The 13,625-nt window shown below is 59.5% G+C and carries 13 protein-coding genes; all 13 read right to left on the bottom strand.

Annotated features, from left to right (window positions below; all coding sequences use genetic code 11):
• Positions 1–68: 68 nt before the first annotated feature.
• The 13 genes from ACK6D9_RS06980 to ACK6D9_RS06920 all read right to left on the bottom strand — a co-directional run bounded on the left by ACK6D9_RS06980 (position 69) and on the right by ACK6D9_RS06920 (position 13,624).
• Complete coding sequence (locus ACK6D9_RS06980; RefSeq protein ID WP_412051127.1) at positions 69–800, bottom strand: response regulator transcription factor; 732 nt, start codon at positions 798–800, stop codon at positions 69–71.
• A gap of 17 nt (positions 801–817) precedes the next feature.
• A complete protein-coding gene (gene visN, locus ACK6D9_RS06975) occupies positions 818–1,489 on the bottom strand; it encodes a transcriptional regulator VisN (RefSeq protein WP_412051126.1) in 672 nt (223 codons plus the stop codon).
• Between the two features lie 414 nt (positions 1,490–1,903).
• Positions 1,904–3,583 carry a flagellar basal-body MS-ring/collar protein FliF gene (fliF, locus tag ACK6D9_RS06970; protein WP_412051125.1) on the bottom strand — a complete coding sequence of 560 codons (1,680 nt, stop codon included), beginning with the start codon at positions 3,581–3,583 and terminating at the stop codon, positions 1,904–1,906.
• 172 nt (positions 3,584–3,755) lie between these two features.
• Positions 3,756–4,148 carry a hypothetical protein gene (locus tag ACK6D9_RS06965; protein WP_412051124.1) on the bottom strand — a complete coding sequence of 131 codons (393 nt, stop codon included), beginning with the start codon at positions 4,146–4,148 and terminating at the stop codon, positions 3,756–3,758.
• A gap of 13 nt (positions 4,149–4,161) precedes the next feature.
• The gene (gene cheD / locus ACK6D9_RS06960; RefSeq protein WP_412051123.1) at positions 4,162–4,716 is read right to left on the bottom strand and encodes a chemoreceptor glutamine deamidase CheD; all 555 of its coding nucleotides are present in this window, start codon (positions 4,714–4,716) and stop codon (positions 4,162–4,164) included.
• Positions 4,713–5,102 carry a response regulator gene (locus tag ACK6D9_RS06955; RefSeq protein WP_305329580.1) on the bottom strand — a complete coding sequence of 130 codons (390 nt, stop codon included), beginning with the start codon at positions 5,100–5,102 and terminating at the stop codon, positions 4,713–4,715. The genes cheD and ACK6D9_RS06955 overlap by 4 nt, the downstream gene beginning before the upstream one ends.
• Positions 5,102–6,160: a protein-glutamate methylesterase/protein-glutamine glutaminase gene (locus tag ACK6D9_RS06950; protein ID WP_412051122.1), complete on the bottom strand. Its 1,059-nt coding sequence runs from the start codon at positions 6,158–6,160 to the stop codon at positions 5,102–5,104. The genes ACK6D9_RS06955 and ACK6D9_RS06950 overlap by 1 nt, the downstream gene beginning before the upstream one ends.
• A complete protein-coding gene (locus ACK6D9_RS06945; RefSeq protein WP_412051121.1) occupies positions 6,157–7,047 on the bottom strand; it encodes a protein-glutamate O-methyltransferase in 891 nt (296 codons plus the stop codon). The genes ACK6D9_RS06950 and ACK6D9_RS06945 overlap by 4 nt, the downstream gene beginning before the upstream one ends.
• 224 nt (positions 7,048–7,271) lie before the next feature.
• Positions 7,272–9,617: a chemotaxis protein CheA gene (locus ACK6D9_RS06940; RefSeq protein WP_412051120.1), complete on the bottom strand. Its 2,346-nt coding sequence runs from the start codon at positions 9,615–9,617 to the stop codon at positions 7,272–7,274.
• A 13-nt stretch (positions 9,618–9,630) separates the two neighbouring features.
• Positions 9,631–9,996, bottom strand: coding sequence for a response regulator (locus ACK6D9_RS06935; RefSeq protein WP_322987720.1), 366 nt, complete (start codon positions 9,994–9,996; stop codon positions 9,631–9,633).
• A complete protein-coding gene (locus tag ACK6D9_RS06930; RefSeq protein ID WP_322987721.1) occupies positions 9,993–10,292 on the bottom strand; it encodes an STAS domain-containing protein in 300 nt (99 codons plus the stop codon). The genes ACK6D9_RS06935 and ACK6D9_RS06930 overlap by 4 nt, the downstream gene beginning before the upstream one ends.
• A gap of 66 nt (positions 10,293–10,358) precedes the next feature.
• Positions 10,359–11,927 carry a methyl-accepting chemotaxis protein gene (locus ACK6D9_RS06925; protein ID WP_412051119.1) on the bottom strand — a complete coding sequence of 523 codons (1,569 nt, stop codon included), beginning with the start codon at positions 11,925–11,927 and terminating at the stop codon, positions 10,359–10,361.
• Between the two features lie 629 nt (positions 11,928–12,556).
• Entirely contained in the window at positions 12,557–13,624 is a 1,068-nt protein-coding gene (locus ACK6D9_RS06920) for a DUF1513 domain-containing protein (RefSeq protein ID WP_412051757.1), read from the bottom strand.
• Position 13,625: the final 1 nt, after the last annotated feature.

Here is a 13,625-nt window from a genome sequence, read left to right as displayed (position 1 = left end):
CAAAACCGGATGAGCGGGCCGGGGAGCCGAACCAGCGATCCACCCCACGCGCAGTGCCGCAGTGCAGATCAGGCGATGATGCCGAGACGAATCGACTTGGCAATGGCTTGGATGCGGTTGACAGCGTCCAGCTTGGTGGTTGCGGAGCCGAGATAGGCATTGACGGTATGCACCGACAGTTGCAGCCGCTCGCCAATGGCTTCGCTCTTCATGCCGTTGCCAACCAGTTGCAGGCATTCGATTTCCCGCTCGTTGAGCTTCTCGGCGACCGGTGTCACCCCGAACGCCAGCCGCAAGGCCTCGCGCATGATCATCAGCGACTTGCGATGCAGTTCGATCAACAACTCATTGCCGATACCATCGCGCACGCCAAAGAAAGCAATGAACCCGTTGCCCATGGCACCCAGCTGCACCGGAAACAACAGATCGGTACGCCCCTTTGACAGCGCCTGACCGGTGACTATCAGGGAAGCTTGCGCCGCCACTTCATTATCCGATGTCAACATCATCGGCCGCGGTGACGACCGCAGATGCGCCAAAAGGAAGTCCAGTCGTTCCGCCAGCAATTGGCTGACCAGCTCTTCGTTGCCAGGGCTCTGCATCTTGATGACAAGACCTCCAGGCACCAGCAGGGTCTGCGCCTGCGCTGCCAAGACGGCAAAACCGGTGCCTGAGCACAATTGCTGCATCGTCACCAGCTTGGGAAACAGGTCCGCGGTCGATCCTGCCATCCTACCGGCGCCATCGTTCGTGAGCTGCTGCGTCCGCTCCCGGGCGCCCTGAGGTGCTGCAAGTTCCATATGGTTGGCTCCTGTCCTCAAATGATGCGTTGACGAACAGCAAATGCGACCGCTTCAGATCGGGTTTTTGCACCGGTCTTGTTCATGATACTGGTGATGTAATTGTTGACGGTGTTGCGTGAGATTCCGATGATCAGGGCGATTTCATCGCTGGTCTTTCCCTCGCCTATCCAGGACAGACACTCGATTTCACGGTCGGTCAAATCCGAAAGCGCGTCGGTGGTCGATGTCAGGCTGGCAAAATGGGACGTATGATAGGCCGCCGCCAACGCCGCGTCGCGAAGCCGATCATGGGACAGAAAGGCGTTGTTTTCAAACAGCAGCACCAGCATCAGGCGCGCATGGCCGACATTGTAGGGAATCAGGCACACCCGTCTTGACAGATCAGCGGGCATGTCGATCGCCGGATCGATATCCTGAAACGCCGGTTCAAATGCCTGAAGACACCGCCGCACCTCGCTGGAACGCGCCTGGGAGTCAATCAGCGCCGAGCCGAGGGTGCGAACCAGGTCGAAAGGCCAGTTCGAGGTGATGATGAAATCATGATGCCGATCGGAATAGTGGTCGTATCTGGCCACCAAATAACACCGCGCGCCGACATAAGCACTGATCAGGTCGATCCCGCCGGTGATGTTCCCGCAAGCCTGCCTGGATTCCATTTCATGGATTAACGCAGCGCGCGCGACCATTCCAATCCCTTCCTGCTGTCAGGCACGACACATCGGTCACGCTTGGCCAAGGATTGGCGTCGTTCACTCCGTATACACATTCGCATACAAGCCGCCCCTGCTCTTGAACCGAGCTGCTGCCTCAACAGCCACCACTTTCACGGAATAACGAATCACCCCCCACTCTCGATAGAGTGCAGGACCGAATACCAAATAACCATAGTTAAATTCTGGGACTTCCTATCGGGGCTTTTTCATGCCTATACGCGATTCGCCGCACGGGATCGGCCGGATCTGGCGAATACAGCCCCGGATCGCGGGCCGAGCCGACAATACAATTCGCGCCCAAATGAGATCATTTGAGCGCGAAACACATGGGGAAAAGTCTGTCCGGGATCACAAAGGAGGGGATCACCCGCCTATGTCGGCGTCGTTTCAGGCCGCCTCGCCCGATGCCCAACTCCTGAGGATCTTGGCAGCACGTTCCTCGTTGATCTCGACCATGCGCGCCAGGCGCCGCTCGGGGCCTTCCTTGACGCGACGGTTGAAGGTTCCCGACTCCTCGAGTTCAAGCTCTGAATCGGCTTCGACGTCAAAGCCGAAATCAGCTCCAAAGCCTTCCATCGGCATGCCACCACCTGCGCCTAGCGCGGAAGGTGAAAAGTCAGGCAGTTCCAGTCCGTCGTCGCCGATCTCATCGGCCGGCTTACCAGCACGGGCACCGCTAAGCAGCGGCTTGAACCCGAACAGCACCAGCAGCAACGCCACAGTTATAAAGGCGACGGCATTGATGATTGTTCCAAGCTGTGTGCGCAGCGCATCGATGAAGCCTGGCTGAGAGGCGTTGGCAGCCAGCAAATCATTGGTCAGGAATTCCATCGCAGTGATCTTGGCGCGATCGCCACGCTCGACATCAAGGCCTGCGGCCGTGGAAACAATCTGCTCAAGCTCTGTCAGGTACGCGGAAACCTGCTCCTCGGTCGGCGCCTCGCCGAGCATGGCGTTGATCCGGTCCTTGTTGACAACGACGGCAATCGACAGGCCTTCGATGGCATAGCTGTTGCGCACGGTTGAGGTGGTCTTCGAGTTGATCTCGAAATTGGTCTGCTCTTCCTTGCGCTCCGCCAGTTCGCTCGACTGCGGCCCGGCTGCGCCTCCAGCGCCAGGGGCTGCATCGGGAATGTTCTGTTCGACCGTGGCAGGGGTATCAGTAGCCGACTGGCTGGATGTCTGGTTTTCCCGCGTTACCCGGATTGACCGCTCGACCTGGGATTCGGGATCGTAGACGGTTTCCTGGGTCTGCTGGCTGTCGGTATTGACCTGAGCGGTGACGCTGGCGCGGAAGTTGTCAATGCCAAGGAAAGGAGCCAACGCCTTTTCGATGTTGGTCTCGATCTCGGTCTGCACCATCTGCACGATCGACAGCGACCGGTTGAGATTTGAATTGGAGAAATCATCGCCGGTGGCAAGCAGTTGGCCGGTCGAATCAAGCACGGTGACTTCATCGACCTTGAGACCGGGCACCGAGGAGGCCACCAGATGGCGGATTGAATCGGCGGTGCGGCCTGCCAGATTATTGCTGGTGCGAACCATGACCGAGGCCGAAGGCTGCTGGTCGCCGCGCCGGAAATTGCCGCGGTCGGCCATAACGATATGGACCCGAGCGGCGGAAATTCCGTTGATTGACTGGATGGTGCGGGCGATTTCGCCCTCAAGGGCACGAACCCGGGTGACTTCCTGCATGAAGCTGGTCAGTCCCAATGATCCGACCTGATCGAACAGTTCGTAACCGGCGGTATTGGAAGACGGCAGGCCGCGCTCAGCCAGCAGCATCCGCGCCCGGTTGGTCATGCCCGCAGGTACCGTGATCGAGGCACCATCGGCGCCGGTGGCAAAATCAATGTTGGATTCGGCCAGGACCAGACTGATCTGATTGACGTCTTCACCGGAGAGACCGATGTAGAGGGTTTCCTGGGCAGGCTTATTGAGGAAAATTGCAGCGGCTATGATTAGGAGAATCGACAGCGCGCCGACCCCTCCAAGGGCCAATAACTTGGCCTGACCCAGCGCAGCCAGGTTTTTTCCGATTTGTGACAGCTGGTTCAACAGACTCATTCTGTATCCGCACTCGACAGGACTAGCCGGACAGGATGACCGGTTTGCCTAACCTATGTGGCGAAACTTGCGCGAAGGTGGTCTGTGGATGACGAAGCCGACCGCGGGGCTCGGACGCAGGCTCGTTGCCTGCCGGAAAGGGCGGAGTTGGTGTGTTCGGCGATGGTGCGCTCTAGAAAAACTCGAGGTCGCCGGAGGCTTTCTGGTAGACGTCTGCCGAGGGCTCGGCGTCGAGCGAAGCCCGCAGACGCCGTTTCATGTCCTCAAGCGTGACCAGATTGAGCGCGGTTGTGATATCGACCAGGTGTTTGGTGTCGATGTGCCCGCCAATGCCGTCGATGAAGCTGGCAAGTCCCCTGGTTTTCTGTACCGCCAGATCAATGCCCTGCATCACCCGCATGTGGTCGGGCGACGCCAGGAACTCGGTGGAGCGGCCATTCGACAACAGCGGTTCAAGCCGCTCGATCAATTGCGCGACATCGACGAGCTCCGAACTGACCCGCGCCAGCACATCCTGCAGGGATTCCTGTACTTCACCGCCATTGGCATTGGGCAACTTGGTCATTTGGCGGAACTCCTTAGAAAAACTCGATCGACGCGTCGGCCGGCTTCGGTACAATAATTTTGGCTGGCGCGGTCTCAAGCGCTACAGTCTTGCGTGTTTCCGCCCCTGTCAGCGGATAATGACGGGCACGACCACTGACCGGGAAATATTCAAGCTTGCGGCCTACCTCGCCGCCGACATTGCTGCCGACAATGCGGATGCCTTCATCGGTCAGAAACTGATGGGCAAATTCGGCGTTCTTTTCGCCGACATTGGAAAAGCCGGTAATCGTCTTGGCGCCGCCAATGATCTTGGCTTCAAGTCGGTTGCGCTGGGCGCCCTTCTTGAGCAGGCCGTTGATCAGCAACTCCATGAGATGGACGCCGTAACGCGTTGCCTCTCCGCCCGAGCCATTGCTTTGGCCCGGCAACAAGAAATGGTTCATGCCACCGACACCAGCCACAGGGTCGCGCATACAAGCGGCGACACAGGACCCCAGGATGGTGGAAAGAACCACCTCGGGATCACTGGATACCTTGTACTCGCCCTGAATGACATGGACTCTGCGAACATAGGCGTTTGCAGTCACTTAAGCGCCCCAAACACCGCCTCGATGGCTGCCTTCATTTTTTCGATGGTGAAGGGCTTGGCCAGAACGTTGTTGGCGCCAAGCGCTGCAGCCTTCTGTACCAGCGCCCGGTCACCCTGTGCAGTGAGCATGATGAACGCCGCACGTTTGGTCGCAGGATTGGTGCGCACCGCCTGAAGCAGTCCCAGTCCGTCCATCTTCGGCATGTTGAAGTCGGAAATGACCAGATGGTGAGGCTGCTGGCTCATGATCTTGGCCCCCTGTTCACCATCGCCGGCGACGGTAATCTGGGTAAACCCGAGCTGCTGCAGCGCATCGCCAAGCAACAGCCGGCTGGTCACCTGATCATCAACAATGAGGACCTTTATTTTTTGTGCAATCGACATTACGCGACCCTAACTTTGCGAGAGGTTATTGTTGACTTGAGAATTTCTTCGCCAATCTCGTTGAGTGGCAATTGGCGTCCCACACCGCCAATCTCCTGTGCGACACGCGGCATGCCGTAAACCACGCAGGTTTTTTCGTTCTGGCCAATGGTAATGGCACCAGCCTGGCGCATGCGCAGCAACCCCGCCGCACCATCGCGCCCCATACCGGTAAGGATCACCCCGACGGCCCTGGCGCCGGCCAGTTTCACCACGGAATCGAACAGGGCGTCCACCGATGGCCGATGGCCATTTATCGGACTACCTTCGACCAAGGCACAGCGCGGTGCCGTGGAATTGACCACCTGGAGGTGGCGCTCTCCGCCGGGTGCCAGATAAATCCTGCCGATTTCAAGCCTGTCACCATCGTCGGCTTCCTTGACCTGCGGCGCGCAAAGCCGGTTCAGGCGGTCGGCAAAACTCTTGGTGAAGGTGGCAGGCATGTGTTGGGTAATCACGGTCGGTGGGCAATTGGCAGGAAACTTGGTCAGCACCGCGATCAGCGCCTCGACACCCCCGGTGGAGGCGCCGATGGCAATGATCTTGCGCGAAGGCTGATAGTCGCTGGGCACGGAATAGGCCGGCGTGCGGGTAACCGCAGCACCCTCAAGGCCAGGCCGATGACGCTGTGATCGCGCCGCCGCCTTGACCGTTTCGGCAAGCTGGGCGAACGGCGCCCTGTCTCCCGGCAACGGCTTGCCAATGCAATCAAAGGCGCCGATTTCAAGCGCTGCCAACGACGCTTCAGCGCCGCGGTGGGTCAAGGTCGAGACCATGATGACCGGCATCGGCCTGAGCTGCATGATCTTTTCGAGAAATTCGAGACCGTTCATGTTGGGCATCTCGATGTCGAGCGTAATGACGTCGGGATTGAATTCCTTGATGGCGGCGCGCGCCTGCATGGCGTCGCCGGCCTCGCCGATCACCTCAATTTCGGGATCGCTTCGAAGCACAGCCTTGATCAGGCCGCGCATCGTGGGCGAATCGTCAACAACAAGTACGCGAGCGCGTGCGGTCATGGGCGTCCTTTAGTCCCCGTGTGTCGATAGGTGGTGATGGCAGTGTTTTCAAAGCGGCCCTTGCCTTCGCCCGAGAGTCGCTCGGAATGGCCGATGTAGAGATGCCCGCCCGGCGGCAGCAAATCAGCGTAGCGAACCCAGATACGTGCCTGAGTGGGCTCGTCGAAATAGATCACCACATTGCGGCAGAAGATGACATCGAACTGGCCTTTGAACGGCCATTGCGCCATCAGATTGAGCTCGCGGAAAGAGATCAACTGCTTGACCGGGTCGTTGACCTTGAACTTAATGTCTTCCACCGGCGTAAACCACTTCTTGCGCATGGCCGCATCGACAGTTTCGATGGCCTGCACATCATAGATCCCGGCTTTCGCCTGGGCGATGATCTTGGGGTCAATGTCGGTTGCAAGAATCCGGATATCCATCGATGCCGCATCGGGCGCCATTCCCAGCACAGTCAGGGCGATCGAATAGGGTTCCTGGCCGTCAGAGCAACCGGCGGACCATATGCGTACCCGGCCACCGGCCTTGGCCCGGGCCAGCAGACCCGGCAGGACTTGTTGGCGCAAATGGTCGAAATGGTGATTCTCCCGGAAGAAGCGGGTGAAGTTGGTGGTCAGGAAACTGAGCATCTCCCGCCGCTCCGCCGCCCCTTCAGTCGAACCGACCAGGACGCAATAATCACGAAAACTGTTCATGCCGATCTGCCGGAGCCGCTTGGACAGACGCGAATAGACCAGCGAGGCCTTGGACTCGTTCAATGCTATGCCGGCGTCGGAATAAATCATGCCGGCGATATCAGAGAGGTCCCTGCGCGTCAGCGGATATTCTCCACTCACGAGGCAATCGTCGGGACGACCCGACTGGAGAATGGCAGCGGCGCTCATGTGGCGTCTCTTTCGGTGATGCCGGCTAGGGCGTGGGGTTGCGTGCGGCAATTCATTGTGCGTGGACCTTAAGAAGGCTGGCAGCAACCTCAGGCGCGACAGCGTTCGCACAGAGAGCACCGAGCGGGCGCACCGGCATGCCGATGCTCCGACCACGGAACTTCCGGGCCTCGCTCAATCCGCCTTTGTGGCTATCCATCACGCGCATAAACATCTGGTCTTCTTCACCCGGTTGCCGCAAGCGTCATCTCGGAGCTCAGCGCGTGTCCGCGCGAAGCCGTGACAACCGCGTCGACATCGAGGATCAACGCCACCCGGCCATCGCCGAGAATGGTCGCCGCGGCGATACCCGGGACATTGGTGTAGTTGGCTTCCAGGCTCTTGATGACCACCTGGCGCTGCCCCTGAATGGCATCGACCATCAGCGCGCGTTGACCTCCGCCTTCCGATTCCACCAGCAGGGCGACACCGTTGACCGGGTCGGCGAGATCGGGGCGGAAATTGAGAATGTGGCCTACATCTACCAGCGGACAGAACGTATCGCGGATGGCGATCAGACGCTGGGTCGGCCCAAAGGAATGGATATCCTTCTTCTCCGGCTGCAGGGTTTCGACGATGGCCGTCAGCGGCACCACCAGGGTCTGGTTTGCAACAGTAACCACCATGCCGTCGAGCACGGCGAGCGTGAGCGGCAGGCTCATGGTGAAGACCGAACCATGACCGGGTCTGGAGGTAATCGAGATGCGGCCGCCCAGAGACTGGATCGAGCGCTTGACCACATCCATGCCAACGCCACGACCGGAAATATCGGAAACCTTGTCGGCGGTGGAGAAGCCGGGAAGGAAAATCAGGTTATCGACTTCCTCATCGCTGAGATTGGCGTCGGCCGTGATCAGGCCGTTCTCGATGGCCTTGTTGCGTACGCGCTCACGGTTGATGCCGGCGCCATCGTCGGCGATCTCGATGACAATCCGGCCGGAGCGGTGCTTGGCGCTGAGCTTGAGCACACCCTCGGCGCTCTTGCCCAGCTCGGTGCGCTTCTCGGGTTTTTCGAGCCCGTGATCGACCGCGTTGCGGATCATGTGGGTCAGCGGTTCGGCCAGCTTGTCGATGACGGTCTTGTCGACTTCGGTGTTCTCGCCTTCGGTAACCAGGCGCACGCTCTTGCCGGTGATGTCGGCAATTTCACGGACGATGCGGCCCATTCTCTGGAACACAGGCTTGACCGGCTGGGCCCGGATCGCCATCACGCTGTCCTGGATTTCCCGGGTGAGCTGCTGGAGTTCTTCGAGCCCGAGATTGATTGCCGAGGAGCCGCTGTTTTCGTTTTCGACCACGCTTTGGGCAAGCATTGCCTGATTGATGACGAGTTCGCCCACCAGGTTGATGAGCCGGTCGACGCGATCAAGGTCGACCCGGATTGTCTGCGGCGCGGCGGAAACGGCGGCTACCGGGGCTTCTTTCTTTTCGGTTTCGGCAGCAATTGCCTTGGCGGCCAGCGGCAAGGTCGGTGGCACCAGCGGGGCGGCGTCACCTACCGCAGCGGTCGGCTCGACAGGCGCGGTGGCGGCGACTGGGGTGGCGGCCGGCTCAACAGCTTGAGTGGCCATCACCGGCGCATCATCGAGCAGCGAGAGATCGAACGGCACCGGCGCCATCGGCTCCTCCCCGCCCGAGGCTTCCACTGTGGCAGACATGTCTTCATCCGCACCGGTCGAGATTTCCAGCGTGCAATCCCATTCCGCGAACTCGAAGACCTGGCGGATGGTATCCTCGTCCTGATCAGTTTCCACCCGGATCAGCCAGGAAAAATAGGCGCCTTCCGGGTCGATCTGTTCGATCGGCGGCAAGGATTCGGTATCGCAACTGACCTGAATATCGCCAATCTTGGTCAGATCACGCAGCAACAACACCGCTTCATTGCCCTTGCCGTAAAGATCGGAGCGCGGCTTGAAGCGGACCGTGAATACGGTTTTGCCCGACAGTTCTGTATCGTTCGGCTCGGTATCGATCGACTCCGCCGCAGTTTCATCCTCATCGTCGAAATCGTCAAAGCTGAATGGGATCGGCTGGAAGCCGCTTTCATCGGTTGACGCTAGTGGCTCTTCCACAGCCGCAGGCGTTTCGAGCTGAGGAGTTGGCGCCGCAGGGGCGGGCTCTGATGTAGTCCCCGCAGCGGAAAGAGGCTGGCCCTTGGCATAGGCCTCCAGTTCGGCAACCAAGCCGGAGGTTCGGGACTTGTCAAGCGAGCCGCCGTCGCGCGAGGCGGCAGTGAGATCGGCGAGTACGTCGGCCGAGCGGAGCATGACCTTAAGCAACCCCGAGGACGCCTCGAGCTTGTTGGATCGAACGCAATCAAGCGTAGTCTCAAACACATGCGCGAAGGAAACGAGGTCATCGAGACCAAACGCGCCGGCGCCACCCTTGATCGAATGGACTGCGCGGAACACCGCGTTGACCGTTTCCGGGTCGGTATCACCATCATTGAGTGCGAGTAGACCGGTTTCCAGTTCCGCGAGTTGTTCTTCGCATTCCTGGAAAAAGATCTCCTTGATTTCGTTCATATCCATGGGGCAGGTCCTGTCAGGCGGTTACACGCTCAATCGCCGCAATCAATTTGGAAGGGTCGAACGGCTTGACGATCCAGCCGGTGGCCCCTGCTTCACGAGCGCGGTTCTTTTTTTCCGCATCGCTTTCGGTGGTCAGAACCAGGATCGGAATTGCCCGATACCGTTCGTTCCGACGCACGCCTTCGATAAATCCGAAACCGTCAAGGCGCGGCATGTTGATATCGGTGACAATGACATCGGGGTTGGTTTCTTCGAGTACTTCCAATCCCTCGACACCGTCTTCAGCCTGGACGGTTTCGAACCCGGCATTATTGAGGGTCACCAGCAACATATTGCGGATGGTTCGCGAGTCATCGACCGTTAGAATTTTCTTCTTCATTTCAGTATCTCCCCAGGAAGCAGCGCTTCATCCGAAATTCCTAATAGTTGCAGTGTCTTAATAAATACGTCGGAGGCGTGGACAACCTTGAAAGAATGGTGATCGAAGCGCCAGCTTTGCGCCGCCGACAGCAACACCTGGATGCACTGGGCGCCGATCCGGCTGACTTCGGAGGCATCAACATCAATGTCTGCCCCTTTGTGAGCGAGCACCTGCTCATACAGCCGGTTGGCGGCATTGAGATCGAGCACCGCTGGCAATTTCAGAATTTTTGAAGTTTCGTCATCAGACGACATGTCGGTCTTCCTCATTGGTGATGGGGTTTGGACATTCAATTACGGCCAGCCTCACAAAGCGTTTCATCAGGCGCTCCTTCTCAGCGGCACGCGCCGCTCCGGCTCCTGCGGAACCGTCCCGCTGACGGCGATGCTTTCAAAGCCGCGATGGCGCTGCTGTCGGTGCAGGCGGATCTGCTCACCCAGTTCGGTGATGACCAATTGCAGATCGGCACCGGTTTCCGAAACGGCCCCAAGACGGGTGCCACTTGCAGCGATTTGCCCGGCAGCATGGCCGAGAGTGGTCGCGGAATGACCGATGACGCCTGCTTCGGTTTCTGTCTGGGCGCCAATACCGGAGACAGAATTGGAAATCTGTCCCACCTGTTCGACAAGACCCGAGATCGCCGAGCGGGTCTTGCCGACCAGTTCAACGCCGCGGCCGACATGAGACTTGGCGTCAGCGACCAGATCCTTGATCTGGTCTGCAGCACCGGCCGAGCGCTGGGCCAGCGCGCGGACCTCGTTGGCGACCACCGCGAAACCGCGACCAGCGTCACCGGCGCGCGCCGCCTCGATTCCGGCGTTGAGCGCCAATAGGTTGGTCTGGAAGGCAATCTCGTCAATCACCGAGATGATCTTGCCGATCTGCTCGGCAGATTGCTCGACGCCGGCCATGGCGCCCATGGCGCTTTCAACCACCCGGTCGCCGGACTCAGCACTTTGACGCGCCTCTGAAATCAGGGTTTCGGCCTTGCGGGCGGTTTCGCCGGTGAGGCGAATGCGGCTAGCCACGGCATCAAGTTCGCCATGCTGCTCACCGATCGCCGCACCATAGCCCTCGATGTCGGCGCGCACAGAATCGAGATCATCGCTCAATTCACCTGCAAGTTGCTCGGCCCGCGACAGCCGCTCGGAGAAGCCTGTCACCAGATCTTCAATTCGGCCCACCGCAGCGTTGAAGCTATCAGCCGTTTGACGATGCGGCTCAATGCTGTCGGGATTGACGCGCACCGACAAATCGCCTTCAGCCAACTGTGCCAATGCCACGCCCAATGTGGAGTCGACCAGCTCACGGGCCTCATTGATTTCAGTTTCGCGCTGCTGATCAAGCGTCTTTTGCTGCGAGCGCACGCGGTGGGATACCTGCATGTCGATATCGATCAACGCCGCCTTGACCACATCCACCAAACGCTCGGCGAGCTGGTTGCGGCCAGACCGGGTGAAGAAATTCCTGAAAATGCTGCCGCGGCTTTCTTCGACCAAGCGCCGGATGACCCTTTCGAGCACCAGCGCGTGGCCGCCGATCGACCATCCGGCGTCCAGTCCGATGCGCTGGCGGACCTCACCGAGAATCACCGACCGGTCGACATAGAGCCCGTCGAAGCGGCCATCGGCGAGGATCGACCAATGCGCGACTTCGAGTTCTTCAAGGCGGTCGATCTGGCGGGGGGATGTGAACAGACCGGCGATTTCCGGCGTATTCTGCAGGCGCTGGAAAAACGACACCAGGGCGATCCGGGCTTCGGCCTCGATCATCGGCCGTAAATCCCGCAGCCGTTCACGCCCCTCGGCGTCAAGCGTGGTGAGGTCAAGACGCGCCCGCAGGCCGTCAGCCGCTGCCGGATCCTTTACCCTTGCCTGAACATGCCCCACGCCATTACCCCGTTAGCAGCCATTGACCGCTTGTAGTCTCTGTTCCCGGCTTGGCATTGTTGGGCTAACTCCGCGGCTGAGGCAGTTTTCACCAGATGTGAAAAACTGCTTCTGTCCGCATTGCTGGCCAGGCGCAGCCTGGGAGAAAATCTGGAAATCCGGACCGATTCCGGGCCGTCGGGCGGCTTCATGCCATTGTGGGAGCGCGAAGACGCATTTGACCACAACTCGACGAGTGGCCTGATTGTTACGATCCAATCCTTGCTTGAAGGTTAACACTGTGACCCCAGTGTTAAGGGATTAGTGACCTTGTTTGCCACGCGCGCCAGTAAGTGCTTCAGGCGCAAGCTTCAGGCAAGTTGCATCTGGCATCTCTGCCGACATCGATGACAATGATGTCACCAGGAAATGAACAATGACTGTTCTCGGATTCGGCGCGATCATGATTGCAACGGCAACCCTCGCAAGCTTCTCGGTGCTGCTGCGCAGCAGCGGCTCTCGGGTTCGTCAAACCCCGGTGTTTTAACCAGCACCTGCGTTGTCACGCCAATCGGGGGGCGTTTCAATTGCCCCCCGGCAGACAGGCTTTGGCCGACCGCACTTCCACGCGATCGCCGGAGCTTTTGCTGTCACACGGTGGCGATATGATTATCCCACAACAAATCATGCTTCTGACGCGCAAATTCGCCGGTTTCGGTGGAACTGATGAAGCCGCTAGCGGATGCCTGGACACCGCAAACGCCCGGCCGTTCTATCGATGCAAGGACTTTCCCCGATTGCGCATCAAGCGTCATCAGGCGCCCGCTTTTGGGCGAGGTGATTGCCAGCAGGTTGCCATCATTGCTGGCAGCAACAGCCCCAACATACATGCCGAATTCGACCCTGACGTCGTCAGGCAAGTCGACAGCGTGAAGGCCTGCGTCAGGGTTTAGACGCGCCAGAACCGGCGGCAGATCCATCGCATCTCCCTCATACTGACCGCCGATCCAGACCTGACCGTGCGCGTCCGCCGCCATGTGGCGCAGGGACAGCCGGCGAAGGGTGTCGGGCAGACTGTGCGATGACCGCAACGATCCGCTTTCAAGATCAATGAACGCCATCGATGATGTCATGGTCGGCAGATTGAGTTTCTGGCGGCCACTGTCTGGATGGGTGCGGATGCCGCCATTGGCAACGCACAGCGTTTTGGCATCAGGCATCAACAGGATTTCATGCGGTCCGACACCGTGTGAGGGAAATTCGGCGATGCGGGCAAAACCGTTGGTGACGTCATAGATGCCGAGCACCCCATCGCCGGTTCCAAACGCGTTCTCGGCCGCGTATAAAAGCCGCCCGTCGGCGGAAAAGGCGCCGTGACCATAGAAATGCCGATCTGCCGGGGTGTGAAACACCACCGGTTCACGCGTATTGTTGCGATCTAGGGCGACCGCGAAATTGCCCGGTCGGCGGGCGAAGGCCACCAGCCATCCAGCCTGCGGATGCGAGGCAAAACCGTGGCCGCGGTCAGGCAACAGATGGCGCGCAACCATCGCCCCGTCCTGATCCAGGAAGGCAATGCCATGGGCGCCCTGCCGGTCCTTGTAGGCGGAGGCAAAGACCACTTCGCTGGCAGTCAGCCGCTGGGCGCACGCCGGACCGAGGCTCAACAGCCAGGCAAGCCCGGCGCCGGTCAGCAAGGCGCGCCTTTCGAGAACCACA

Source organism: Hoeflea sp. Naph1 (assembly GCF_046837775.1).
Classification (GTDB): domain Bacteria; phylum Pseudomonadota; class Alphaproteobacteria; order Rhizobiales; family Rhizobiaceae; genus Hoeflea.
The sequence above is the reverse complement of the archived record's forward strand: the minus strand, read 5'-3'. Positions and strand labels throughout refer to the sequence as shown.

Bases quoted from the DNA above. Each gene is read 5' to 3' on its own strand.
- ACK6D9_RS06980 (WP_412051127.1), bottom strand. From the start codon at position 800: ATGGAACTTGCAGCACCTCAGGGCGCCCGGGAGCGGACGCAGCAGCTC.
- visN (WP_412051126.1), bottom strand. From the start codon at position 1,489: ATGGTCGCGCGCGCTGCGTTAATCCATGAAATGGAATCCAGGCAGGCT.
- fliF (WP_412051125.1), bottom strand. From the start codon at position 3,583: ATGAGTCTGTTGAACCAGCTGTCACAAATCGGAAAAAACCTGGCTGCG.
- ACK6D9_RS06965 (WP_412051124.1), bottom strand. From the start codon at position 4,148: ATGACCAAGTTGCCCAATGCCAATGGCGGTGAAGTACAGGAATCCCTG.
- ACK6D9_RS06955 (WP_305329580.1), bottom strand. From the start codon at position 5,102: ATGTCGATTGCACAAAAAATAAAGGTCCTCATTGTTGATGATCAGGTG.
- ACK6D9_RS06950 (WP_412051122.1), bottom strand. From the start codon at position 6,160: ATGACCGCACGCGCTCGCGTACTTGTTGTTGACGATTCGCCCACGATG.
- ACK6D9_RS06945 (WP_412051121.1), bottom strand. From the start codon at position 7,047: ATGAGCGCCGCTGCCATTCTCCAGTCGGGTCGTCCCGACGATTGCCTC.
- ACK6D9_RS06940 (WP_412051120.1), bottom strand. From the start codon at position 9,617: ATGGATATGAACGAAATCAAGGAGATCTTTTTCCAGGAATGCGAAGAA.
- ACK6D9_RS06935 (WP_322987720.1), bottom strand. From the start codon at position 9,996: ATGAAGAAGAAAATTCTAACGGTCGATGACTCGCGAACCATCCGCAAT.
- ACK6D9_RS06930 (WP_322987721.1), bottom strand. From the start codon at position 10,292: ATGTCGTCTGATGACGAAACTTCAAAAATTCTGAAATTGCCAGCGGTG.